Raw genomic sequence first — 24,646 nt, forward strand, 5'->3', positions numbered from 1 at the left:
CTCTCCTGCTTAAAATTTACTCGCTCCCACAATCCACCGTAGGAATCCATATCGTTTTTTTTGTTCAATTGTTTGTCTCCTTATGCATCCCCCCGAAGAGCGTGGGAACGAGATAAAAAATTTTACTCACTATATAGCTTTCCATTTTGCTGTTTCATAAACCTAGAAATGTAAATGACTTTATAAGATCCGCCGAGAGTACAGCCTAGTATGCTTCCTAGGTAATATAAAAAGAGGAATCCAAGATCTGAATTATCAATACCATAACATTTAACAGAGCATGAGCTATCGGTTGCCCAATTCATAAAGTAGGTGTACATGGCAACCACACATATTAAAATTACTCCTAATTTTGAAACCCATGAGAATTCAAGAGTGTCTGACTGAGAAATACCGTGCTCTTTAATAAAGTCTATTTCACTTTCAATCCAGCGCGGGAAATAGGAAAGAACCCAATAAAAACTAAGAAAATTGCAAAAGACTGCAAATGAAAAATTATGCCGTGCTTCTTCTACTCGATCATAAAGCCCATTTTTTACCAGAGCTTCTTCAGTAATAGTCATTGCAGGTATAAGAGTGCTGGCAACCGATTCGGCAGGAGATAAAAAGGAAATATACTCTCGGTATCCATCATAAAAAAACAACCGAAAAAGAATAATAAACAGATAGTAAAGCAGTGGTAAAAGTGAAATAAAGGCAACACTTGACCAACTTTTCATAAAGGAGATTTTTGGGTGTGTTAGCAGTCCTGGGGTACAAAGGATATAAAAAACTGCACAACATATAGCGATATATGCAGACATAAAGATAGCGCCAAAACCTATTCCTTTGATGAATAAAAAGATAACCAAAAAAACAATTGTCGTAACAATTACTTCCCAGAAAATCCCTAATCTAAAACTATCGTTCACGAATACTCTCCTGCTTAAACCTCAACAACGGACTCAGAAAATACTCAATCAGTCGTATTTGTCCGGTTTTGATCTCTACCGCCACGCTCATTCCCGGAGCCAGATTCACCTTACGGTTTTCTACCTGCATCCAGTCTTTTTCGATTTGTACATTGGCCAGGTATCTCAGCCCCAGCTGTTCATCGGGCACGGCATCGTTAGAGACGGTGGTTAACGTACCATCAATCAGGCCGTATTTGGTGAAGTTAAAGGTGTCGATTTTCACTTCAGCGCTTTGACCTTCGTGAACAAAACCGATGTCTTTGTTCAGTATCCAGGCTTCTACTTCCATCTTCGCTTCGGCGGGGACGATCTGCATCAGTGCCTGTGCCGGTTGTACAACTCCACCAATGGTATGCACTTGCAGTTGTTGTACTGTGCCGTCTATGGGTGAGGTGATCTTTTGCTGGTCGTGCAGCTCTTCTGCTTTGATTCGCTCCTGTTCCAGAGTATCCAGCTGGCGGCGCAGTTGTTCCTGTTGATCGAGGCTTTCCCGACGTGTCTGGGCGTGAAGGCTGGCCAGTTGATGTTGCAACGCTTCTGCCTCTGCACCCAGTTGGTTGACAGCGGCGGTTTGCGCCTTGATATCTTCTTCCAGCTCGATGCGTTGCTGTTCCAACTCCAGGTATTGCACCTTGGAGCCGTAACTTTTGTCGTAAAGGGCTTTCAACGATTGGGTACGCTCTTCAATAATGGGCAGTACCCGTTTGAGTTTGTTTACTTGAGCGACAATGGTTTGTTGTTCGGCGCGTTTGCTTTTTTTCTGGCTGATCAGGGTGTTTGCCGAGGTTTTGTAATCTTCGATTTGTTGGAGTAATAATTGTTGTTCGAAAGTTTTTACCTCTGTAGCAGAGGGGGTATGCATTCCCACGGGGACCGTGGGAACGAGGTCGGAGGAGTGTTGATCAAGATAAGTCACAAACGCCTGCTGTCTGGCGAGCTGCAGGCTCAAGGCTGTAATCTCCTGCTGCAACCGAACACTTTCGGCTTCAGTGACGGTGCCGACCAGAGTGATTAACGCATCGTCGGCTTTTACTTCATCGCCTTCGTGCACATGAATGGCCTGCACCTCCCCAATCACAATGGGCTGAATGGTTTTCACCCGTTCGCCGGGGATAATTTTGCCCTGGGCGGTGGCCACAATATCGATTTTGCCAAAGCAGGCCCAGAGTATGGCGATCACAAACAGTGCAATAATGACCTTAACAATCATGCGGCTTGCCGGGCTGGCGGGGGTATCTTCCACTTCCAAAGCCGCTGGCATAAACTGACGTCGAGTGTTGTCCAGTGCTTCAGGCCGCTCAGTTCGACTCAACAGTGCTTTGGTGGCTTTTGAGAACAGTGCCTTCATCTAGACTGCCTCCCGTAAACCGTGCTGATGAGCATTGAGCTTTGCGTAATGGCCGCCTTGTTTAACCAACTGATCGTGACTGCCTTCTTCAACAATACGCCCTTTATCCATCACGATAATGCGGTTGGCATCCCGCACCGTGGAAAGACGATGGGCAATAATAAAGACCGTGCGACCCTGGCTGATCTTTTTCATGTTCTGCTGGATGATGTGTTCCGATTCGTAATCCAGGGCACTGGTGGCTTCATCAAAAATCAGGATTTTCGGATTGGTGAGCAAAGCACGGGCAATGGCAATGCGCTGTTTCTGACCACCAGACAGTGAACTGCCCTGCTCGCCCACATTGGTGTCGTAACCTTCGGGCAATTCCAGAATAAAATCATGCGCGCCGGAGAGTTGTGCCGCCGCCATCACCCGTTCGATGGAAGCAACGGGATCAGCCAGGGCAATGTTGTCCCGCACTGAGCGGTTGAACAGAAAGTTTTCCTGCAGCACCACGCCCACTTGACGACGTAACCAGGCGGGTTCCACCAGTGCCAGGTCAACACCGTCCACCAATAGACGACCAGATTCAGGTACATACAATCGCTGCACCAGTTTTGTCAGCGTACTTTTGCCTGAGCCAGAACGCCCTACAATACCGATCACTTGCCCGGGGTTGACCGTGAGCGATACGCCATTGAGTACAGCAGGCCGATCGGGCTGATAACGGAAGGTCACGTGTTCAAAACGTACCTGACCTTTCAATGTAGGTAATGTGGTTCGGTTTGGATCGTGCCCCGGTTCCGTGGGGGTATTCAGTACATCGCCCAATCGTTGCACCGAAATACCGGCCTGCTGGAAATCCTGCCAGAGCTGCACCAGCTTCAGGATCGGCGCACTCACCCGACCGGCAATCATATTAAAGGGGATCAGCATACCCACGGACATCTCTCCGTTGATGACCAATGTGGCACCGACCCATAACGTCAGCACCGTGACGACTTTATTGATTAACCCGGCAAACTGGCTGGCAATATTGCCAAGGTTCATAGCCCTGAAGGAGGCAGACACATAAGCCGCTAACTGATCTTCCCAGTGCCGCTGCATCTGGGGCTCCACCGCTGAGCTTTTGATGGTTTCCATGCCAGTGACCGATTCCACCAGGAAGGATTGATTTTCTGCGCCACGCTTGAACTTCTCATTCAGTCGGGCACGGAGAATCGGGGTAACGATCAAAGAGAGCAGGATATAAAAAGGAATGGAACCCAACACAATCCAGGTCAGCGTTGGGCTGTAAAAATACATCACCACAAAAAAGACGACGGTGAATAACAGGTCGATACACAACGTCAGGGCAGAGCCGGTAATAAACTCCCGAATGGTGTCCAGCTCCCGAACCCGGGCCACCGTGTCGCCTACTCGACGAGCTTGAAAGAATGCAATGGGTAAGCGAAGTAAATGGTTGAACAGCCTTGAGCCAAGCACCACATCGACTCTGTTTGTGGTGTGACTGAATACATAATTCCTGAGGCCATTTAGGACAATATCAAAAAATGAGAGTACCAACAGGCCAAATGCCAATACGTCTAACGTCGTTAATGCCTGGTTAACCAGCACCTTGTCGATAATCACCTGAAAGAACAGTGGGGTGATCAGTGCAAACAATTGAATAAAGAAGGAAGCCAGCAATACTTCCGACAGCAGTTTTTTATGCTTCAGCAAAGGGGGAATAAACCAGCTGAAATCAAACTTGGCAAAACTGCCCGGCAATAAAGAGCGTTTCGTGAATAACAGAACATCGCCAGAGAGCATCGTTTCCAACACATCCAACGATACTGCCTCGGGGGATTGCTTCAGCGGACTTTGAATCAGCGCCTTCCCTTCATGTACCCGGGCAATGATGAAGTAGTGACCATCCACCTGTCGTGCAATCGCAGGCAACGGCAGATCAGTCAGCTGATCCACTGCCACTTTGATTTTTCTGGCCTTCAACTTCAGGGATTTAGCCGCCCTGAGCATGGCTATATCGTCAAGCGCTGCATCGCCACGACCAAACTGGTAATGCAACTGCTCAGCCTCTGCCGCTACGCCATGAAATTTGGCCAGCATCACCAGGCAATGTATGCCACTATCTATGGAATTGAATTGACTCACTACTACGACTGTCCAGATACTTATTTTTATGAATGGACATCGTGCCTGATGCAGAACACGAACTTTCAGTTAGAAGAGGCTTGGAGAAGGAAAGCTTTTCAGCTTGCGACATCTACTGATAACAGGCGATTCTTTCCAGGTACCAGCGAAAGACTGGATATAAGCAGTACGGCCACGAACGTAGGCCATCATTCCTCGGGTCATTCCATGTATCCCTTTCACTATTGAGTTGTTCTTATTGAATGAAACACATTCAAACAGCAGTGTAAATCGGTGTCAACAGCTATAAATAAAGTCAATATATTTTTTGACTCTGTTCACATAATTGCTATAGCAACAAGACTTCCAAAGCATCCACAGAATTACAGCCGGGTACTCGTTACAATTCACGACAGAGATAATCGTAGAGTTCCAGTCCATTAGCCTTTGCACTTTCGATCAGGCTGTAAAAAATGGCACTGCCTGAGTACCAAAGGTCTTTTTTTTCAGCCACAGCACCGTATCCGGCGTATTCATCAGTTTGCAGATACGGGAACCATAGATTATTTAAGAACTGGTCTGTGGTTCCCTTTTTGATTGTTCACGCCTGCGGTTTACTGAATATTATTCCTGTTTTACCGAACTGAGACTTTGCTTCTTACGCATTGACTCCCCTGACAGTTCCAGACGGTGTGAACGGTGAATCAGACGATCCATAATGGCATCAATAAAAACTGATTTCTGGTTATCCAGTCGCATCGACACAGTGTTTCTAATGCACCCCGATCAATCCCCCGACTGGCCGCATAATCAATATCTTCCACGTAGGCGCTGGCCTGCTTGATTTTTGCCGCCTTCCTGAGTCGTTGCTGTTTGCGCTGCTTACGATCCAGCGTTTCAGCTTCAAGTAACAGGCTGAGACGATCTTCAAAAGGCAGTTTCATCTGGTCGGGTGTTTCAAACATACGGGGCAATGCTTGCTCAAAGCCCGGTAGCCGAAGCTCTCTGATTTGCTCTATCAGTTGTTGCGTGCTCATTTCAAATGACCTTCATGATCCGCATAGTAAGAAGCACCCCGGACATTGGAGTGGGCAGGAAGCTTGTGTTGTGTGGAGGTTTCCGTAATCTGCTGTCCATCAAGGTGGCATTGCAGAATTGAGTGCACGCTGGATACAGTGAGAGACTGAATTTCGGTCACACAGGTGCAGGCATTCATGAATCGCTGGACTCCATAGTGCCGACACAATTTTTGCAGCTTGCTACAAGCTCGTACGCCTTTTAAGGAATGTTCAGGCAGGTTCTCAAACTGCGCTGTCACAACTGCCAGCACATCAGCACTCTGTTCTTTGGCCCAGTTGATAAAGTAATCCCGGGTCTGGTTTGCGTATGCCTGATGCTGGGTAGGACGGTGCTCCGGATAGGTGGTTGCACCCTCTTCTCTATGACTTCGGGGGTGGATTGCCACCCGATGGTGCTGATGGAATATTTCAACCTTTTGATGACCTACCTTCACTTCCACACAGAAGATTAACTGTGAGTAGCCAAGCACTCCCACGAACAGTTCCACCTTTTGTGTCTGGCCTGTTGCAGAATCAACAAACGACAAACGTTTACCTGCATAATCAACAAAACAGACATCACCCGGCTCGTAATGTTGTCGCATGCATAAATCAATAGTTTTTCGGTAATCCCGGTAATATTTATTGAACTGGCTATAACAGTACGCATCGTCAGGGTTGATACGACGGTATTCCTCCCATATCTGCAGACGACACTGATGCTTGTCCTGCAATAACTTATGAATGTGCGACCAGTCTGGAGCCCGCTTGTCCGGTTTAAGCCCAGAGGAAGAGCTGACCAACCGGAACAAAGCAGGGTCATCCAGCTGTTTCACTTCTCCCCAACAGCACTCACTTTTATTGATTCGCGACCGGTATCGTCGAACGGTTGTTTTTGATAACTGCGTCAATTGAGCAATATGGCGATTTGAAAAATGGGTTGACAGCAGCAAGCGCAAAAGCTCACGCAAGGTAGATGACTTCATGCATCCTCCTTGTTTTCATCAAGAACATGGGAAAACAAGGCAAACTCAACCCAGCCAATCAATGTAGACATTTGACAGGGTTGAGCTGGAAAGCTTAAATGAGGGGACTGAGTCTTATCTCATCCTCCCGTGAAAAGCCAGAGTCCCGACAACTCTGGCTTTTTGCTTTCAGTGCCTTGAAATGGAATAACAAGCTTTCTCAGTTACTTATTGCTCATCCTCTTCAGTCGTGTTGAACGAGTTTTCAATACTCTGTTTTGCCAGCCACCGGGCAACATCAGCGACCAGGACAAATCGCCCCCGCCGCTTGGCCATAGTAAACAGCCTCACAGGAAAATGGTGCTGATTGATGGCCTGGCGCAATGCGCCCATGGTCCGATACCCCATTGCCTGACGAAGTTGCTCCCCGCTCAATACGGGTGAGCGATAAAGCGTCAGCAGGTCACTTTCCAGTTTGGCCGATAACGCGGTCACCCTCGCCTCAGGCTGTCCAGTACTCAAGCTAACCTCCACACATCTATATCAGTGATAAGTGGTCATTTAGTAAGAATAAGCGCTTTTACAATTCTTGCGTAGCGGCTTATTTTTAGAAAAAAGGCACGACTTTTTTTGCATTGAAAAAGATAAGTGCTGATATACCAAGGCCCTGCCGGGCACAGCGCAATTTTCGCACATCCAATGCGCAATTTTTTTCTTATGTATTCCTTTACTGATTACAAACGTTTGTCGCGGAGAACACGATCCTTGACCACGCGATACTGGGTTGCCTGGATAAAAGAACGCCTTGGGGTAAAAACCGCTTACCAGATTAAGAAGTGCTTGCTGGAAGACTCTGTTTTGGCAGAGAAGAAACCCGGCTGGCTGAACCATTCTTCAAGGTTCTGGAACAGAAAAGAAAACGGGCAGCCTGCCTCTCAGGAAAAGTTGGTAAACCAAGTAGAATCATGCAGTAAAACAAAGGGGGCGAAAGGCATTCTCTGTCATTGCTTTTGGGAACTCATTGATCAACAGTAGATTGATCAGGATTTTTTAAACCATATCCTGTTACAGCTGCCCTCAATGTACAGGGGCAAACTCTTCAGTGATGAAAATAGCGCTGTCAGAAGACAGACATTAAGGGCCAAAACTGTTAATAAACTTGAAGTGCCTTACACGCTTGATTCGCTGACCTGTTTTCTGGCATTGGCTATTGAAGAGGGGTGGGCTGAGCAGAAAAATACTTGTCGACGGGCACATGGCTGCCAGATGACAGTAACCAAACTGTTTCTCAGACAGAGCTTACTAACGCCATTATCTGCTGTTGCAGAAGAACTTTACACGACAATATCTGAACAACTGCAGCACCTGTTTACAACGTCGGTTTATGATCCATTCTATTTTGAGTTTAATGATCATAATGACCATCAACGCCAGCTGATTAATGGTTTTTTCGCTCACTGTGAGCTTGTTTTCTCTGGCAGTTTGAAACTTTATGGAGAATGGTTGGCCCAAGCCAGAAAAATCGGGTTGACAAAAAACGCTGCTGATGAAAAGGCTTTTTTGTGGTCAGTATTCCTGACAGAAGCCGAAAAGCTTGAGTCCGTATTATTCGACGACGATCCGAACCGTACGAATAGCCATCCACTGATCCTGAAGCTGAAGAGCAGGATGGATGATTTCAAAAAATACACTGGACTATGAACAGCGGGGTGGTCACACAAAAACAGCAGGGTGGGTCACATTTGAACAGCAGAGGTGGTCAGTTTGGACAGTGCCACTAATAGCTATTGCTGGTGGGGTGTCAGCAAACTTGCTGATAGTCATTGATGAAATATTGTGAGATGGGTCTCCTCAAACTTGGGGAAGGCTGGGTAAATACTATTAATTTTCAAATCCTCAATTTAAGGAACTGGAAAGTTTGCAGTGCCCAAATGTGAGCACTGTCATGAGTGAATTGATTTCAGAAAGGTTAATCTTTTTACATGGACAGTTACTGAAAATTCCGATGTGTCCAAGTTTGGACGCATCTTATACTTTTGTAGTCATCTGATAGCTACCCCTGATTTTTCTTAGGTTACAGGATAGAAAAAAAGGGGGGGTGTACTCAAATCTGAGCACACCTAATAATGAATGGCATTTTCCAAGTTTATAATGGGAAGGTCAGGCTATTTCAGATTTCTCCTGTTCTGGCTCATTACTGATCTCAGATACACCTTCATCCATAGCCTGTCTGGAAGCCTTCATATAATCATTCAGTACAGCAATAGCAGACTGCCTGGATTGAGGGGCCAGGTGAGCATATTTGAGTGTCATATCAATAGACTGATGACCCATCGCATCCCTGACATGGTTCAGGTCAACTCCCGCCATTACCATGTTGCTGGCAAATGAGTGTCGAAGATCATGAAAGCGGAAGTGTAAATCCTCTTCTTTTGGTTTATATAAGCCTGCTTCTTTTCTGATCTTCGTCCAGGAGGATTTAATATCCTTCATGGGCTTGCCCGTTTTTTTATTAGGAAAAATGACCTTGGTTTCCATATTTTGTTTACGCCACTCCCGAAAGGCGTAATGGGCTTCATCGGTCAGATGAATATGACGGGTTTGGCCGTTTTTGGCTCTATCTCCTATCACTGTCAGTAGGCGCTGATTTATATTGACCTGGTTCCAGTTCAGCTCAAGCACCTCGGTAATGCGAAGACCGGTATTCAGAGCGATCAGGACAACCGGCTTTACATGGCATGCAAAAGTACTAGCCAATTCTGGAATATTTGGACGACGCCGTTCCAAAAGCCACTGGTTATAGCGGACTCGTTTGTTCCTCTGCTCATCATCGTAGTTGTCCAGAGCAATACGCAAACGCTGTTCTTCGTCTATGGAGAGGTATCTAACGCGCTTATTCTTATCAACGGGAAGGTTCTTGAGCTTGCGTAATGGGGTCCCTTCCAGCAATTCAAAATCTACGGCTTTACTCAATATTCCTCTTATGCAGTTTACGTCCCGGTTGATACCCGATGCTTTCCGGCCCTTCTTGAGCTGTTCTGTCTGAAAGAGTGTCAGGCGCCGAACTGATATTTCTGATAGTGGAAGGTCGAACCACTTTCCGAAATGCCTCTCTGCTCGCTTGAGATCCTCCTCACCTTGTTTTTTGTGGGTAAGAGCCCAAAGCCTATAACGCTGCTCGATGAATGCACCAAGAGTGCTGCTTTTTTCCAGCTCTGCCTGGCGACGTGAATCATTTCTGGAAGCCTGAATATCAATACCTTTGGCTACCTCTCCTAGGGATGCCTTCGCCATTCTTTTGGCATCAGATGGGGTGATAGCTCCATGACGACCCAACTTAAAATCCTTTCTCTGGTTGCAACCCGGCACTGTGTAGCTGAGATAATATGTTTTGGTGCCTTTCGGGCTGACAAGGACATAGAGACCTTGCTGTTTTTGCTCCCATACCCGATATGATTTGTCTCTGGGTTTCAGGTCATCAACTGAAGTGTTGGTGAATGAAATTTTCTCATTGGTGGTCTTAGGCATGTCCGTTTACCTCTTTATTATTTGAATGAGCGCCGGAAGTGATTTTTTTCCAGTATATTTCCAGTAAAACTCAGACAGCGATATACAATTCCATGCAACATGGTACAATATGTGGGTGGGTGATAACTTTATATATATCAATGAGTTATCTATATAATGGCTTGTTTTAAGTTGTAAGGCAATGGCTGGGATGATGGGGTGAATGATCACTCCGGAGGCAGAGGTCAGAGGTTCGAATCCTCTCGGGTGCGCCATAATCATAATAGAGGTATCTGCGTGCATGAGTAAGCGCTCATACATTTGCCTTTCATGATTTCCAATCTACGTATAGCCTACACCTCTCATCAAGTTACTCTCTTTTATTTGTGTCTTGTGTCAAACCCTTTCCAGCGTCGTCTATACCGGCTTGCTTGCTTGTTTGTCTGATGATTATCAATGGATTGTTCTTGCCATCCATGTTCAATTGTGTTCACAAAAAGGCCAGGGCGTTTCCCGGTGCAAAACGAATGGAGTCGTTTATTCCCATGTCGCGGATGGTGGATGACTGGCTGTTCCGGTTTGCCAGAGGTTTGTCTGAATGGGCATATCCACAAACGCCGGATGAGAATTTTCCGAATCCATTTCCTGCAGCAGCAGCTACTGTTATTGGGCTGGAGAGTTCATTGGCTTTGCCAGATAATGTGGTCAGCCTTGACGAGGTACGTAAGCTGTAGAAAGGTGCAGAAGGCATAACAGTTATGAGTGAATACCAGTATTACGAGTTGGTGGCCGTTGACCGGCAGTTGTCGAAAGAGGAGATGGGGTATCTTCGGGGGATTTCCAGCCGGGCACAGATATCGTCTACCCGGTTCTGTAACACCTATAACTACGGTGATTTAAAAGCCGACCCAAGGCAGTTACTGAGCAGGTTCTTCGATGCTTATGTTTATGTTTCCAATTTTGGTTGCAAAATTTTTGCGATTAAGGTGCCTCGTCATCTTATTGATGAATCGACACTGCTGCGTTACCTCCAGGGGGATATCTGCACTTACAAATCGTCTGGCGCGCACTGGATTATTGAATTTGTCTATGAAGATGAAGACGGCTACGACGATGAGTGGGATGAAGGCGATGGCTGGATGGGCAGCCTGCTGAACATTCGCAGTGAGCTGATGCACGGTGACTATCGTTCACTGTATCTGGCCTGGTTGTCTCAATTGGATGAGCTGGAACCGGATGCGCTGTCCCCCGCCATCCCTCTGGGCCTTGATGACCTTTCTGCCAGCCAGAGTGCGTTGTGCGATTTCCTGAAACTGGATGCCCAACGGGTTGTTGCGTCGGCCAGGGTCAAACCGGATTATGCCAGTGTTGAGCCTGAAGTGTTAATTGATCAATATGTCATGCAACTCCCGGAAGCGACGGCCAGAGCCCAGCTGAAAGCGTTACTGTTAGATGAAACCGGTACTGCACGAAGAGAACAGTTTGCCGCCCTGGTGGATCAAACTCAGGAAATACCGCGCAGCAGTTCAGTCACGGTTGGCCATCTGCTGGCTTCTGCCCGGGAGCTGCGGAAAAAGGCTGATGAAAAGGCCATGATGCAAAAGCAGCTGCAACAGCAGCAAAAGGCCGAAAGCGTTGCTGCCAATGAAGAGGCCTATTGGCGTCGGGTGGAAGAACTGTTTGAGCAAAGAGGCTCATCTACCGTGTATTCCGAGCTGTCAACAAAGCTTGGCGATCTTCAGCTGATGGCCAAAATGCTGAACAGACAAACAGCCTATGACCAGAGGCTGGCCGAGCTGAAACAACGCTACGCCAAGAAAACCAGCCACTGGCAGGGATTAAGGTACCGGTAACTGACCTTAATCAACTGGCCAATAAGTAGACATAAATACCACTATTTAATGTTGTTCGCGTTTATATGCTGTGTATTTTGCTATTATGTAGACAGAAATACACCATTTAAGTGATTAAAACGTTTACATGAAGGAGTGGTAACGATGGATCAGGCCACTGCAATCCACCGGCTATCGGCTTTTGACCGGATGGGACATTCGGTTTTTACCGCCAGGGATTTGGGCAAAATCTTTAGTGAAGACTCCCCGCGAGCCTTTCAGGCCGGACTGGTTCGGTTGGTGAAGAATGATATTCTTCGTCGGATGATGAAAGGGATTTATACGTTCACCCTCTCAAGCAACAAAAATGCAGATATGCTGGAGCGCATTGCCATAGCCTTGCGAAGGGGGGAGTACAACTACATCAGTTTGGAATCAGCGCTATCAGAGTATGGCGTTATTTCCCAAATCCCTGTTGATCGGCTGACCATTATGACCACAGGCCGGAAGGGAGAGTATAAAACCCCTTTTGGGGTTCTTGAATTTACCCATACCCGCCGTTCAGTCGCCGATATTCTGGACAGTGTCGTTGATCGTGACAGACCGTTAAAAATTGCTACGCCTGAGGCGGCTATGCGTGATTTGAGGCGTGTGGGGAGGAATAGTCATTTGGTGAAGGAGTCACAGAGTTATGAAAATGACCACTGAAGATTTTTCACAGCTGGTTGAGAGGATTATGCAAAATAATCATCTCGCACTAATGCGGCCAGTCGTTGAGAAAGAGCTGCTTCACTATGACATTCTGTTCTGTCTTGACCGGGAAGGCCTGTTGGATCAGTTGGTGTTTCAGGGCGGTACGTCGCTTCGTCTGTGTCATGGAGGTAACCGGTTCAGTGAGGATCTGGATTTTGTTGGAGGGGTGGATTTTTCGTCAGCCTCTCTTGCCAATATAAAGACCTGTATTGAGGACTATATTGGGGCCAGATATGGATTGGAGGTATTGGTTAAAGAGCCGGCGACGCTTAGAAAAGAGCCTTGTTATGCACAAATGAATATTGATAAATGGCAAATCTCAGTAATAATCTCTCCGAAGCGTAAAGATATTCCCCGGCAAAAAATCAAGATTGAAGTCGCTAATGTTCCGGCATATACCAAAGAAGCATTGCCGCTACGAGTGAATTACCCGTTTCTTCCCGATGGTTATGGAGACACTCTGGTTTTTACTGAAACCCTTGACGAAGTGCTGGCAGACAAACTGATCGCTTTGCCTGCAACACAAAAATACATTCGTTACCGTGATATTTGGGACCTGCCCTGGCTTCAGCAACAGGGTGCTGAAGTGAATGTTGAGCTGGTGAAGAAGAAAGTGAACGACTACCGGCTTGATGACTTTGAGCAGCGGCTGGATCAGCTGATTCGGAATATCCCTGAAATAGTGACCGGCGGTGGGCTTAAAACTGAAATGCGGCGATTTATACCTGCCGATGTTTATGAACGCACTCTGGGTAAGGGGAAATTTGAAAGCTACTTGTCAGGGACGTTACAAAAACTGTTTAGCCGCTTAAAGGGAGAGCTTTATGGCGAAGGTGAGCTTCCTGAGTTCAGAATGTGATGATGCTCGAATGTGCTGTGGGTGATCTACTGGGTTTTAAAGATAAGCAAAGAGAGGAACATTTTGGCTATGTCCTCCGTCTGAATACCAAGTCGGTTACTGGATTATGATTGTTTAGTCCCAGCATATTTACCATCTCGACTACATCCGATAGTTAATTAACGGTACACTCCCCCGGTAACCAATTTCCCATAGCCGGGTCTGATGCTCTGCCTTCGTCTATATGACAGCGAGCCTGTCTGCTTATTTGTTCCCCGGCATTATTGTCCCTGATGCCAAGTACCCATTATGTCCAACACCCATAACAATCTTGCCGCCTTTATCTGGTCCGTTGCCGACCTGCTGCGGGGAGATTTTAAACAGTCCCAGTACGGTCGCATCATTTTGCCGTTTACTTTGCTCCGGCGTCTGGAGTGTGTGCTGGAGCCTACCAAAGAAGCGGTGCTGGCCCAGTATGAAAAAGTGACGGTGATGAACCTGCCGGAAGAGGGACGGGAGAAGCTGTTGTTGCGGGCGGCCGGGTTGTCCTTCTTTAATACATCACCGATGGATCTCTCCAAACTTGGACAGATCGGTATTAAAGACAATCTGGAAAGCTATGTGCTTGCCTTCTCACGGGATGCCAGGGAGATCTTTGAACATTTCAAGTTCGATGAATTTGTTGGCGGCCTGCAGGAGGCCAACCTGTTGTATAAGGTGGTGCAGAAGTTCGGCAGCATCGACCTGAGCCCGGATGCCATTTCCAATCACGATATGGGCCTGGTGTTTGAGGAGCTGATCCGCAAATTTGCCGAAAGCTCTAACGAAACCGCCGGGGAGCACTTTACCCCACGGGATATTGTCCAGCTCACCACCTCCCTGGTGTTTATGGAAGATGACGATGCCTTAACAAAAGAAGGCATTATCCGCACCATTTACGATCCCACTGCCGGTACTGGTGGCTTTCTTTCTTCCGGTATGGAATATGTGCATGAACATAACGCCAATGCGGTGATGCGCGCCTTTGGTCAGGAGCTGAACCCGGAGTCTTACGCCATCTGTAAAGCCGATATGCTGATCAAGGGGCAGGATGTCAGCCGTATCAAGCTGGGCAACACCCTGTCCAGTGACCAGCTTGCCAGTCAGCAGTTTGATTATATGCTCTCCAATCCACCGTTCGGAGTGGACTGGAAGAAGATCGAAAGTACGGTCAAAACAGAACATGACGTGAAAGGCTTTGATGGTCGCTTTGGCCCGGGTCTGCCACGGGTATCCGATGGTTCCCTGTTGTTCCTGATGCACCTGATCAGCAAATTTCGGGCTATAACGCCCGATAATCAAAACCCCAGCCGTATTGGTATTATCCTGAACGGTTCGCCGTTGTTTACCGGCGGCGCGGGCAGTGGTGAAAGTGAGATTCGACGCTATATTCTGGAAGCCGATCTGCTGGAAGCCATTGTCGCCCTGCCTACCGATATGTTCTACAACACTGGCATTGCGACCTATATCTGGGTGCTATCCAACAAAAAATCGGCGGAGCGTAAGGGCAAGGTCCAGCTTATCAATGGTGCGAAGCTGTTTGGCAAGATGCGCAAGTCCCTGGGTTCCAAGCGCAATATGATGAACCCGGAAGACCGTGCCATGGTGACTCGCTGCTTTGGCAAATTTGAGGCGGAAGCTACTGACTCCAATGGCATAGCAATGAGTAAACTATTTGAGACATACCAGTTCGGTTATCGTCGCATAACGGTAGAACGCCCCCTGCGCCTTTCTGCCCGGATTACTGCTGAAGCCGTTGCCAGCCTGCGTTATGCGCCCAAACCGTTTAACAATGTAATGCGCTGGCTATTCGAACAGTTTGGCGATGCCTGCTACTCGACACTGGCAGACCAGGAAGAAGCCATCCGCAACAAAATCAAAAAAGACTTCACCGAGCTGAAAGAGAAACAGGTTAAAGAAGTACTGGATACCAAACTGTGGTTGTTCCAGCGCAAGCTGATGGAAAAGGCGCAACAGCTTCAGTCTGAGGTTGGTATTGAGAACAGCGATGATTTCAATCGCTTTGATGAATTATTGAAGGCAGTGATTAAAAAGCGGGCGATCAAGCTGGATGCCAAAGAGAAGAAGCAGCTTCTGGATGCCATTACCCATAAGAACCCGGAGGCCGAGCCCGTTGTCAAAAAGGTATTAAAAGAAGAGTCGCAGCCCCTCTACGGTGCCTTTGAATACCGAGGCAACGTCGTCGAGTTTGAAACCGATGGCGACCTGCGGGATAACGAAAATATCCCCCTTGATCCATCGGTGACCACCTCAACGCTGATCGAAACCTACTTTCAGCGGGAAGTGATGCCCCATGTACCGGATGCCTGGATCAATGCCAGCAAGCGGGATGAGCAGGACGGTGAGATCGGTATTGTCGGCTATGAGATTCCCTTTAACCGCCACTTCTATGTGTACCAGCCACCCCGAGCCCTGGAAGCCATTGATGCCGATCTGGATGCGGTCAGTGGGCGGATTATGAAGCTGCTGGCGGAGGTGCATTCCTGATGGCTGATGTTGGCGGCAAATACAAGACTTATGCGGAGTATAAGGACTCTGGGGTTGAGTGGTTGGGATTAGTTCCGCTTCATTGGGAAGTTAAACGTCTCAAGCATATGGCACAAATTCAAAATGGTCAGGACTATAAAGCGGTTGAAGCAGTCAGTGGATACCCTGTACTTGGCTCTGGTGGGCAGTTTACTTTTGCTACTGAGTTTCTTTACGACAAAGAATCTGTGCTGCTTGGAAGAAAGGGGACTATAGATAAGCCTCTCTATATAAAAGAGCCATTTTGGACTGTTGATACAATGTACTATACAAAGATCAACAGTGATGTACCTGCTAAATACCTGCATTATCTGGCGCTTACAATTCAGTTTGACCGTTATTCAACCAATACTGCTTTACCGAGTATGACCCAAGAACACTTGGGTAATTACGCTTTTGGTGTGCCGCCCGAAGAAGTTGAACGGAGTCAGATCGCCAACTTCCTCGATCACGAAACCGCCAAAATCGACACCCTGATCGAGGAGCAGAAAACCCTGATCCGGCTGCTGCAAGAGAAGCGTCAGGCGGTGATCAGCCATGCCGTGACCAAAGGCCTTAACCCTGATGCACCGATGAAAGACTCCGGTGTGGAGTGGCTGGGTGAAGTGCCGGAGCACTGGAGCGTATGCCGCTTGAAAAATACGGTCGAAATCGCAGGACGCATTGGATTTCGAGGTTATAACGCAGAAGATATAGTGGATGAAGGAGAAGGGGCTGTCGTTCTAGGCCCATCTAACATAAATGGCAGGGGATTTTCTCTAGAAAAACAAGCTTTCTTAAGTTGGGAAAAGTACTACGAATCACCCGAAATCATGGTAGAAGATGGTGATATCCTGTTAGCTAAAACAAGCTGGTCTTTCGGTAAAGTGGCGGTGATACCAAAAGCTGATACTCCGATGACTATCAACCCTCAGATGGTACTTCTAAAGCGTGCAAAGATTGATTCAAGATATTTGTCGTACTTCTTAGGAACCGACGCTCTTCAGGCCTGTATCTTCAATTACAATACAGGTAGTTACATGCCAACGATGACACAAGAAAATATTAGTAACCTACCTATTTTTGCACCGCCTAAGAATGAAGTGTCTGCAATCGTTCAATATTTAGAAGAACAAGTTCAAGTAATTGATGCTCTTATTGATGAGCAGCATATTTTTTCTAAATACCTCCAAGAACGCCGCGCAGCCTTGATCTCCGCCACAGTTACCGGAAAGATCGATGTCCGTGACTGGACACCCACTGCCCACCCACAACAAAAACACCCCGAGGCCCCCCATGAGCAAACCGCCTGAACCGCCGGAGCACCCAGACACCCTGTTCAGCGAAATCAAAGGCCTGATCCAGTCCGCCCGCCAGCGGGCTGCGGTGGCTGTGAATGCCGAACTGACCCTGCTTTACTGGCAGGTGGGGGGGCGCATCAATAGCGAGGTGCTCAAAGGTGAACGTGCGAATTATGGCCAGGAGGTGGTTGCCGGCTTGTCCAAACGACTGACTCAGGCGTTTGGTCGCGGCTGGTCTCGCCGTAATCTGTTTCAAATGATCCGGTTTGCGGAGTTGTTTCCCTCTCTGGAGATTGTGCAGACACTGTCTGCACAATTGAGCTGGAGCCACTTCACCGCACTGATCAGCCTTGAGGATAGCCTGAAGCGAGAGTTCTATCTGACCATGGCAATACAGGAGCGCTGGTCAGTCCGTACGCTGGCAGACCGTATCGACAAACTGTTATTTGAACGAACAGCCCTGTCCAAAAAACCTGAGCTGACCATTACCAGGGAACTGGAGATTCTCAGAAGCCAAGGCAAGCTCAATGAGGAAATGGTACTCAAAGATCCTTATGTACTCGACTTTCTGGAAATGAATGACGCTTACCTGGAGAAGGATCTTGAAGACGCCATTCTGCGGGAGATGCAACAATTTCTGCTGGAGCTGGGCGTGGGCTTCACCTTTGTCGCACGGCAGCATCGTATTCAGATCGGAGGTGATGATTTTTATATTGATCTGTTGTTCTACAATCGCAAACTTAAGCGGTTGGTTGCCATTGACCTTAAGGTAGGTAACTTCAAGGCAGAACATAAAGGACAGATGGAGCTTTACCTGCGCTGGCTGGATAAATATGACCGCCAGCCCGATGAGGCCTCCCCCCTGGGTATTATTCTTTGTTCTGGTAAAAATGATCAGGAGGTTGAACTGCTGGAGCTGGATAAAAGCGGCATCCATGTGGCGGATTACCTGACCAGCCTGCCGCCCAAAGCGGTGCTGGAAGAACGCTTCCAGCAGGCCATTCACAATGCCCGCCAGCGTATTGAGAACAAAAGTGAGTAGTGTATGAGCAGGGACGCCACCGTTGAGGCCGTTTTCCAGAACGAAATAATCGCCCAGATGCAGGCCAATGGGTGGCTGCTGGGTTCCGGCGACCAGTACCACCGGGAAACGGCGCTGTACACCAGCGATGTGCTTGGTTTTGTCAAACAGACTCAGGCGAAGGAGTGGGAGAAGTTCTGTAAGGTATTCCCCTCGGATTCGGAACAGCACTTTATCAGCCACCTGGTGACCCAGCTTAACAAGGCTGACCCCAATGCCATTGATAAAGAGCTGCGCAGCTACGGCACCCTTGGGGTGTTGCGCCACGGCCTGAAGATTCGCAATGCCCGGTTTCGCCTGTGCCAGTTTATGCCGGAGCATGATCTGAATCCGGATACGCTGGCCCGTTATAAAGAGAACCGTTGTCGCCTTGTGCCGGAGCTGGTGTATTCGCCCCATGCTACCGATGAGCACCTTGCCGAAACCGGTAAAAAGGCCAGGTCGTGGCGCATTGATCTGGTGCTGTTTATCAATGGTCTGCCGGTAGCGACGCTGGAGCTGAAATCCGAGTTCAAGCAGTCGGTGGATAACGCCATTCGGCAGTATAAAACAACTCGCCTGCCCAAAGACCCGGAAACCGGTAAGCCGGAACCGCTGCTCACCTTCAAGCGGGGTGCGCTGGTGCATTTTGCTGTCAGCCAGTATCAGGTTTATATGGCAACCCGGTTGGCCGGTGCTGATACCTTCTTCCTGCCGTTTAATAAGGGGACAAAAGAAGGCGGCGCTGGTAATGATATTCCCGACGATGAGAACCGCTATGCCACCGATTACCTGTGGAATGAGGTGCTGCTGCCGGATAACCTGCTGAATATTCTTGCCCGTTACGCTCACCTTGAGATTAAGGAGACCGAAGACTGGGAAGGCCGCAAAACCAAAAAGGAGACGCTGATTTTCCCTCGGTATCACCAGTGGGATGTGGTGCGTAAACTGATTGGCGCTGCCCGTACCGAAGTTAACGGGCATCGTTACCTGGTGCAGCACAGTGCCGGTTCCGGCAAGTCCAACTCTATTGCCTGGACCGCTCATCAGTTATCCACCCTTTATAAAGACGATGGCGATAAACAGTTCCATTCTGTGATCGTGATTACTGACCGGACGGTGCTGGACGATCAGCTTCAGGATACCATTTACCAGTTTGAACACGCCGATGGGGTGGTGGGGCGTATTAACAGTAAAGAAGGGCAGGGCTCCAAATCAGAGAAGCTGGCCAGTGCCCTGGAAAATGCCCAGCCGATTATTATCGTGACCATACAGACCTTTCCGTTTGTACTGGCAGCTATTGAGAGCAGTACCAATCTGCAGAAACGTCGTTATGCCATTATTGCCGATGAGGCGCACTCTTCCCAGACGGGCGATACTGCCAGGAAGTTGAAAAAAGTGTTGATGGTGGATGGTGAAGCAAAAGAAGCAGAGCTATCGGCAGAAGACAAGTTGAATGCATCTGTTGCCGCACGACGGAAGAGCGGCAATCTCAGTTATTTTGCTTTTACAGCTACGCCAAAGGCGAAGACGCTGGAAACTTTTGGTCGGCTGGCTAATCCGGATGAACCACCTTCAAAGAAGAACCTGCCCCAGGCATTCCATGTGTACTCCATGCGACAGGCCATTGAAGAAGGCTTTATCCTGGATGTGCTGAAGAACTACACCAATTACAAAGTTGCCTACAAGCTGGCCCAGAAGATTGCCGCTACCGATGAGGAAGTGGACAGCAAACGTGCCAAGGTGAAGGTGGGGCGCTGGGTACGCCTCCATGAGCACAATATCAGCCAGAAGGTGAAGGTGATCGTCCAGCACTTTCAGGTACATGTTATGGGACTGCTGGGTGGTCAGGCCAAGGCGATGGTGGTGACCAGCTCCCGCAAGGAAGCGGTACGCTATAAGCTGGCCTTTGAGAAGTACCTGGCTGAACACAAGAGTTCCATTGCCGTGATGGTAGCCTTTTCCGGTGAGGTGCAGTTCGACCAGAATGATCCGGACAGTGCCGCCATTCTTGATGAGAAATTTACGGAAAAAAATATGAACCCCGGCCTCAAAGGACGGGATATGCGTAAGGCGTTCGATACCGACGATTACCAGATTATGCTGGTGGCCAATAAGTTCCAGACCGGTTTTGACCAGCCCAAGCTTTGCGCCATGTATGTGGATAAACCGTTGGGTGGTGTGGAGTGTGTGCAAACCCTTTCCCGCCTTAATCGCACTTATCCCGGCAAGGCGGAGAGCGGCACCTTTGTGCTGGACTTTGTTAATGAGCCGGACGATATTCTGGCTGCCTTCCAGCCTTACTACCAGACAGCAGAACTGGCAGATGTGTCTGACCCGGACAAAATCTTTGAGCTGCATGAAAAGCTGCGGGCCAGTGGCATTTTTACCTGGAATGAAGTGGAGCGGTTCTGCGAAGCCTTCCTGACCCGAAAGAAAAGCAATGCTGCTGTCAGTAATATCTGTAAGCCTGCGGTGGAACGGTGGCAGAAGCGTTACAGCTCTGCGGTGGCGGCTTATGAGCAGGCCAGGGATATGCTGGACCGGATGAAAAAGTCCGGCGATGCGGTGCTGATCGCCAACGGGGAAAACAGCCTGAAGGAGTGCAAGCAGGAAAAAGACCGGCTGGAGATTTTCAAGAAAGATCTGGGCAGCTATACCCGTTACTACGAGTTTATGTCCCAGATTGTCGATTACGATGATATTGAACTGGAACAGCTCAGCCTGTTTGCCCGCTACCTGCGGCCGCTGCTCCGGGAACAGGTTCTGGACGAAGATGATATTGACCTTGATAACGTGGTGATGAGCCACTATCGTCTTGCCAAAATCCGGCAGCAGGACATTCAGCTTAAGGAAGACAGTCCCGAGTACAAACTGGAACCGGGCAGCGATATGGGTACTGCCAAACCCAAGGATAAGAAAGAGGAGTTTCTGTCGCAGATTCTTACCCGATTGAATGAGCTGTTTATTACCGACAACCTGTCGGATGCGGACCTGATCAATTATGCCTATACCGTTCGGGACAAGCTGGCGGAAAACGACACGGTGATGAAACAGATTGCCAATAACACCGCTGAACAGGCCTTGCTGGGGGATTTCCCGAAGGCCATTGATGATGCGGTGATGGACAGCAACGAAGCTCACCAGGAGATGATGTTGCAGTACCTGTCCAACCCGGAGCTGGCCAGAGGGTTTGCACGGGTGGTGTTTGATATGTTGAAGGGGTGATATGCTCCTTCAGTTTTCCTTTTTGATGAGTTTCAACAACTCAGAGCCTGTTGTAAAAGTTACTGATCATTAACCCAGGATAAAAATCTAAAGTCGTCTATAACTACGGTATCTGATTTCATATGGTTAGCTACTTACCCTTCCGACCTGACTGATAACGAGTGTGCAATCCTTGAACCACTGTTTCCTGACCCTGGCTATGATACTCCAAAGAATGGACGACCACGTGATCACCTTAAGAAACATTTTAAAAAAATCCAGAAAGTCTGGGCTGATTGTGGTTACCGAGGTTACCTTGAAGAGTGGTTTTATCGCTGTAAGCCCAAAAGGGAACTGTCTAAAGACTATGAACAGTTGCCAAGGAGTTCAGAAGCCTTCGTTTATATATGCATGATTCGCATAATTCTGCGAAGGCTTAAGTAGTTTTAAAACAGCCTCTTACTGATACTCGTGCTCAAGAATATGAGAGATGTGTATTGATAGCGGAGTGTTACTATGCACTATGTTTACCAGTTTCTTTACTTCCTGAAAACTTCTACCCGAATAAATAGCTTCAACATTTACACTGGATGTATTTCCGTTAAATAAAACTTTGTTGGGGTTGTTTGCATTTGTATCCTCTTCAATACTGGAGGATTGACGAGGTGCAATAAGAAAAACATGCCCATTTTCAAATAGTCCTGTGTACATTGTATATTTTTCATCTTTGTATTTAGTGGTTGCGTTACCCAGCTCCATAATTGCCAGGAAACATTTAATATCTACTCGTTCTGGATCTTTAACAAGTCCTGAGTGTTGGTCGTATACATATCGTTTAAAAAAATGATCAAATTTGCCTGAATTGTAGATTGATTTTAAACTCTCATATTTGCTCGAATGTACTACTGTTTTCATATTTTTGAACTGAATTCGATGCCTTAAATCTTCGATAATCTTTTGATCAATAGAATTGTTGGCATTATGGCATGTCTGCTTGAGCCGGAGCGCGTCGGGCAGTGTCAGTTTATTTGCGATATGTTGAATAACCTCAACGGGCAAGCAGTTGAAATAGCCAGTTTGTAGCTGTTGGTCAGGTGTTGATTCTGCTAATTGCAGTGGAACTCTGGACGATAATCCTGCTTGATTACATGGAACATCGAATGGCATAAGATAGTTCTTATATTTCCCTCTCTTCTAAGTCTTAATAGAACCTGAGTTTGCGAAAAAGTTCCATCTGCGGGCGAGTGTGTGATGCAATGCAAAACCGGGACATCCACAGTGCAAAACCGGGACATCCACAGCGGCAACATGCTCTCAGGCAGCCTGATCTTTGGAAAAAACGGCAGTATCCAAATGCTGTGAGCCGTCTTGCACTGATAGTCAGAGGTTTCCTTTCCGTACATTTGACACTCTACTAAATGAACTTTTCATCCCCCCTGCTGTCGAATAAAAAAGAATATAAATTATATTTTTTATTTCTGTTTTTTGTTATACGGGGGTGCAATACGCACTGAATCAGAAAAAGAGCAACCACCATCATTGCCTATGTTACCAACGACAATTGCAACGAATGTTCCGGCCGCCCACAGTAGCAGACCTCTTGAGGCTGACCATGCCGTTCAGCGTCGGTATTTCAACCGGGATATCAGCCAAATACTGGGCCTTCCTCCGGTAGTCAACAATACCAGACTCATTGGTATGGAGTATGAGTCCAACAACGTCACAGTCACAGCTCCTGGCATCGCCCTCAGAAAAGGCACAGTACTTGCGGAAACCCTCGGATGTCACTTTGGCTACCCATTAATGAGTCTGACCATTGATCAAACGGGTGGGGAGCAAATACTGGCAATACTGGAGACGGTGCTGGCACCGCTGTTATCGGAGACGCTGGTCAAATTGCGTTTATGTGAGCTGGTAGAGAAGCTGTTTGAAATGCTGGCAACCATCCCCTCAGAGACCGGCATGGCGCTGGAAGAACTGATCCAACAATACAATCGATGGCTGGAAAGCCTCGATGGGTTTGACGAGCGTACCTGTACTCTTTTGCAATTAACGGCAGTCTATGAGCCGACCTCCCTCAGACACGACCAGGGTATTAACTATGGGCTGCTGAATCAAGCGGAGGTCAGCACCTCGACCGGCAAAGGACCTCTGACATTAATAAAGATACCGGATCGGGAGGTCGGCTGGGACTATTACAAACAGACCAGCTTTTTTGTAGAATTCAAAAATATCAGACAACTTGCGAATATCCCCCGGCAAACGGAACTCTATTCACTGCTTGATGCCGCCGGTTGGTGTGAAGCAAAAGAGATCGCTACCGCTCTGTTGAGGGAGTTCGGAATAAAAACGGAACATGAAAATACACTGCCTGTCTTAATGCACTGGTCGTACAACTGTCTGAAAATAATTAACTACGGTTTTACGACCAGAACGCGTGGTGGTCAAAGAGTTATCCGCCATGTGTCTTTGTGCATCCGAGCTGGCCAGCTTCAGGAGGTGTTTCAACTGCTATCAGATGAGACCGTTAACGAGTTGGTCACAAGCATTAATAGAGATCGGGACAACGACCTGTACAAGGTCATAATACTGATATTTCTGGACTACGGTGGCTGGAAAGAATTTCCTGAAAAACGCACCGCCTATGAAAAGTTGGAGCAATGGCTGTTTCACGAAGTCCGGGAACTGTTTAAAGTCCTCAAAATAAGGCAACAGCACGGTAAACACCATGTGTATAGCCCTTTTTTATCAACTCCTTATATTGTCACCAGAGATAATGAAAAACTGATATTGCCTGATCCGGGCAAGGCAGCTGGTTACTTGCGAGATTTTGTTCTGCCCAAGCGCAATGACAAATATTATTTCCTCTATGAATTAACAACAATTAAGGAAACAAGTTATTGCGTTATCGAGTTCAGATTGCATCAGGGCAACTGTGGGGAGTTAAGTGTTTTTGATCTTCCATTCAATCATCCGGAAAGACCCTTTGACCCATCACACCTCACCGAAAATGAACAACAGATGATGGATATTCTGTTTGAAAACACAGCGGTGCAAACCTTAGACGACATCATGTGGCTCCAGAACCTTCGGTCTTTGCTTGAATCTCTACCCGATCTGGGTACTGGACAGATATAAAATTCA

General features: G+C 47.6%; 20 protein-coding genes and 1 pseudogene. 12 read left to right on the plus strand and 9 right to left on the minus strand.

Going from position 1 to position 24,646, the window contains the following annotated elements; all coding sequences use genetic code 11:
* Positions 1 to 122 precede the first annotated feature (122 nt).
* The 7 genes from ACO6UY_RS07800 to ACO6UY_RS07830 all read right to left on the minus strand — a co-directional run bounded on the left by ACO6UY_RS07800 (position 123) and on the right by ACO6UY_RS07830 (position 6,961).
* Entirely contained in the window at positions 123 to 911 is a 789-nt protein-coding gene (locus tag ACO6UY_RS07800) for a hypothetical protein (protein ID WP_422447013.1), read from the minus strand.
* Complete coding sequence (locus ACO6UY_RS07805; RefSeq protein ID WP_422489545.1) at positions 901 to 2,301, minus strand: HlyD family type I secretion periplasmic adaptor subunit; 1,401 nt, start codon at positions 2,299 to 2,301, stop codon at positions 901 to 903. Before ACO6UY_RS07805 ends, ACO6UY_RS07800 begins: the two co-directional genes overlap by 11 nt.
* A complete protein-coding gene (locus ACO6UY_RS07810; RefSeq protein WP_422489546.1) occupies positions 2,302 to 4,437 on the minus strand; it encodes a type I secretion system permease/ATPase in 2,136 nt (711 codons plus the stop codon). It abuts the gene before it with no gap.
* A gap of 603 nt (positions 4,438 to 5,040) precedes the next feature.
* Positions 5,041 to 5,175: an ATP-binding protein gene (locus ACO6UY_RS07815; RefSeq protein ID WP_422466708.1), complete on the minus strand. Its 135-nt coding sequence runs from the start codon at positions 5,173 to 5,175 to the stop codon at positions 5,041 to 5,043.
* Positions 5,121 to 5,453, minus strand: a complete 333-nt coding sequence (locus tag ACO6UY_RS07820) for an ATP-binding protein (RefSeq protein WP_422464167.1) — start codon at positions 5,451 to 5,453, stop codon at positions 5,121 to 5,123. Before ACO6UY_RS07820 ends, ACO6UY_RS07815 begins: the two co-directional genes overlap by 55 nt.
* Positions 5,450 to 6,460, minus strand: a complete 1,011-nt coding sequence (locus ACO6UY_RS07825; RefSeq protein WP_422489548.1) for a hypothetical protein — start codon at positions 6,458 to 6,460, stop codon at positions 5,450 to 5,452. Before ACO6UY_RS07825 ends, ACO6UY_RS07820 begins: the two co-directional genes overlap by 4 nt.
* Positions 6,461 to 6,667: 207 nt before the next feature.
* Positions 6,668 to 6,961 (minus strand): hypothetical protein, encoded by a 294-nt coding sequence (locus ACO6UY_RS07830; protein ID WP_422447001.1) that lies wholly within the window; start codon positions 6,959 to 6,961, stop codon positions 6,668 to 6,670.
* A gap of 243 nt (positions 6,962 to 7,204) precedes the next feature.
* On the opposite strand from ACO6UY_RS07830, the gene ACO6UY_RS07835 reads away from it, so the two are divergent.
* A complete protein-coding gene (locus tag ACO6UY_RS07835) occupies positions 7,205 to 7,474 on the plus strand; it encodes a hypothetical protein (protein WP_422461534.1) in 270 nt (89 codons plus the stop codon).
* A gap of 45 nt (positions 7,475 to 7,519) precedes the next feature.
* Positions 7,520 to 8,140: a hypothetical protein gene (locus tag ACO6UY_RS07840; RefSeq protein WP_422461533.1), complete on the plus strand. Its 621-nt coding sequence runs from the start codon at positions 7,520 to 7,522 to the stop codon at positions 8,138 to 8,140.
* Between the two features lie 459 nt (positions 8,141 to 8,599).
* On the opposite strand, the gene ACO6UY_RS07845 is transcribed toward ACO6UY_RS07840, so the two are convergent.
* Positions 8,600 to 9,967: a tyrosine-type recombinase/integrase gene (locus tag ACO6UY_RS07845; RefSeq protein WP_422461531.1), complete on the minus strand. Its 1,368-nt coding sequence runs from the start codon at positions 9,965 to 9,967 to the stop codon at positions 8,600 to 8,602.
* 455 nt (positions 9,968 to 10,422) lie between these two features.
* Between ACO6UY_RS07845 and ACO6UY_RS07850 the strand changes: the two genes are divergently transcribed.
* The 9 genes and pseudogenes from ACO6UY_RS07850 to ACO6UY_RS07890 form a co-directional block, all read left to right on the plus strand.
* Positions 10,423 to 10,680 carry a hypothetical protein gene (locus ACO6UY_RS07850; protein ID WP_422489549.1) on the plus strand — a complete coding sequence of 86 codons (258 nt, stop codon included), beginning with the start codon at positions 10,423 to 10,425 and terminating at the stop codon, positions 10,678 to 10,680.
* A gap of 24 nt (positions 10,681 to 10,704) precedes the next feature.
* Entirely contained in the window at positions 10,705 to 11,799 is a 1,095-nt protein-coding gene (locus tag ACO6UY_RS07855) for a hypothetical protein (RefSeq protein ID WP_422446993.1), read from the plus strand.
* 144 nt (positions 11,800 to 11,943) lie between these two features.
* Positions 11,944 to 12,486, plus strand: coding sequence for a type IV toxin-antitoxin system AbiEi family antitoxin (gene abiEi, locus ACO6UY_RS07860; RefSeq protein ID WP_422446991.1), 543 nt, complete (start codon positions 11,944 to 11,946; stop codon positions 12,484 to 12,486).
* Entirely contained in the window at positions 12,470 to 13,390 is a 921-nt protein-coding gene (locus ACO6UY_RS07865) for a nucleotidyl transferase AbiEii/AbiGii toxin family protein (protein ID WP_422446989.1), read from the plus strand. Before abiEi ends, ACO6UY_RS07865 begins: the two co-directional genes overlap by 17 nt.
* A gap of 288 nt (positions 13,391 to 13,678) precedes the next feature.
* Positions 13,679 to 15,916 (plus strand): type I restriction-modification system subunit M, encoded by a 2,238-nt coding sequence (locus tag ACO6UY_RS07870; RefSeq protein WP_422489550.1) that lies wholly within the window; start codon positions 13,679 to 13,681, stop codon positions 15,914 to 15,916.
* Complete coding sequence (locus tag ACO6UY_RS07875; RefSeq protein ID WP_422489552.1) at positions 15,916 to 17,247, plus strand: restriction endonuclease subunit S; 1,332 nt, start codon at positions 15,916 to 15,918, stop codon at positions 17,245 to 17,247. The genes ACO6UY_RS07870 and ACO6UY_RS07875 overlap by 1 nt, the downstream gene beginning before the upstream one ends.
* Positions 17,231 to 18,277 (plus strand): PDDEXK nuclease domain-containing protein, encoded by a 1,047-nt coding sequence (locus tag ACO6UY_RS07880; RefSeq protein WP_422446981.1) that lies wholly within the window; start codon positions 17,231 to 17,233, stop codon positions 18,275 to 18,277. The genes ACO6UY_RS07875 and ACO6UY_RS07880 overlap by 17 nt, the downstream gene beginning before the upstream one ends.
* Positions 18,278 to 18,280: 3 nt before the next feature.
* Positions 18,281 to 21,523: a type I restriction endonuclease subunit R gene (locus tag ACO6UY_RS07885; RefSeq protein ID WP_422489554.1), complete on the plus strand. Its 3,243-nt coding sequence runs from the start codon at positions 18,281 to 18,283 to the stop codon at positions 21,521 to 21,523.
* Between the two features lie 327 nt (positions 21,524 to 21,850).
* Positions 21,851 to 21,946, plus strand: a pseudogene (locus tag ACO6UY_RS07890) (IS5/IS1182 family transposase); the annotation flags it as partial.
* A 15-nt stretch (positions 21,947 to 21,961) separates the two neighbouring features.
* Here ACO6UY_RS07890 and ACO6UY_RS07895 read toward each other — a convergent pair.
* Positions 21,962 to 22,669: an F-box protein gene (locus ACO6UY_RS07895; RefSeq protein ID WP_422446977.1), complete on the minus strand. Its 708-nt coding sequence runs from the start codon at positions 22,667 to 22,669 to the stop codon at positions 21,962 to 21,964.
* A gap of 378 nt (positions 22,670 to 23,047) precedes the next feature.
* Between ACO6UY_RS07895 and ACO6UY_RS07900 the strand changes: the two genes are divergently transcribed.
* Positions 23,048 to 24,640 carry a hypothetical protein gene (locus tag ACO6UY_RS07900; protein ID WP_422446975.1) on the plus strand — a complete coding sequence of 531 codons (1,593 nt, stop codon included), beginning with the start codon at positions 23,048 to 23,050 and terminating at the stop codon, positions 24,638 to 24,640.
* The last annotated feature ends 6 nt before the right edge of the window (positions 24,641 to 24,646 follow it).

Source organism: Endozoicomonas sp. ALE010 (genome assembly GCF_049310165.1).
Taxonomy (GTDB): Bacteria; Pseudomonadota; Gammaproteobacteria; order Pseudomonadales; family Endozoicomonadaceae; genus Endozoicomonas.

Bases quoted from the DNA above. Each gene is read 5' to 3' on its own strand.
- ACO6UY_RS07850 (WP_422489549.1), top strand. From the start codon at position 10,423: ATGTTCAATTGTGTTCACAAAAAGGCCAGGGCGTTTCCCGGTGCAAAA.
- ACO6UY_RS07820 (WP_422464167.1), bottom strand. From the start codon at position 5,453: ATGAGCACGCAACAACTGATAGAGCAAATCAGAGAGCTTCGGCTACCG.
- ACO6UY_RS07815 (WP_422466708.1), bottom strand. From the start codon at position 5,175: ATGCGACTGGATAACCAGAAATCAGTTTTTATTGATGCCATTATGGAT.
- ACO6UY_RS07900 (WP_422446975.1), top strand. From the start codon at position 23,048: ATGTTACCAACGACAATTGCAACGAATGTTCCGGCCGCCCACAGTAGC.
- ACO6UY_RS07840 (WP_422461533.1), top strand. From the start codon at position 7,520: ATGTACAGGGGCAAACTCTTCAGTGATGAAAATAGCGCTGTCAGAAGA.
- ACO6UY_RS07865 (WP_422446989.1), top strand. From the start codon at position 12,470: ATGAAAATGACCACTGAAGATTTTTCACAGCTGGTTGAGAGGATTATG.
- ACO6UY_RS07845 (WP_422461531.1), bottom strand. From the start codon at position 9,967: ATGCCTAAGACCACCAATGAGAAAATTTCATTCACCAACACTTCAGTT.
- ACO6UY_RS07885 (WP_422489554.1), top strand. From the start codon at position 18,281: ATGAGCAGGGACGCCACCGTTGAGGCCGTTTTCCAGAACGAAATAATC.
- ACO6UY_RS07875 (WP_422489552.1), top strand. From the start codon at position 15,916: ATGGCTGATGTTGGCGGCAAATACAAGACTTATGCGGAGTATAAGGAC.
- ACO6UY_RS07825 (WP_422489548.1), bottom strand. From the start codon at position 6,460: ATGAAGTCATCTACCTTGCGTGAGCTTTTGCGCTTGCTGCTGTCAACC.
- ACO6UY_RS07870 (WP_422489550.1), top strand. From the start codon at position 13,679: ATGTCCAACACCCATAACAATCTTGCCGCCTTTATCTGGTCCGTTGCC.
- ACO6UY_RS07805 (WP_422489545.1), bottom strand. From the start codon at position 2,301: ATGAAGGCACTGTTCTCAAAAGCCACCAAAGCACTGTTGAGTCGAACT.
- ACO6UY_RS07880 (WP_422446981.1), top strand. From the start codon at position 17,231: ATGAGCAAACCGCCTGAACCGCCGGAGCACCCAGACACCCTGTTCAGC.
- abiEi (WP_422446991.1), top strand. From the start codon at position 11,944: ATGGATCAGGCCACTGCAATCCACCGGCTATCGGCTTTTGACCGGATG.
- ACO6UY_RS07895 (WP_422446977.1), bottom strand. From the start codon at position 22,669: ATGCCATTCGATGTTCCATGTAATCAAGCAGGATTATCGTCCAGAGTT.
- ACO6UY_RS07855 (WP_422446993.1), top strand. From the start codon at position 10,705: ATGAGTGAATACCAGTATTACGAGTTGGTGGCCGTTGACCGGCAGTTG.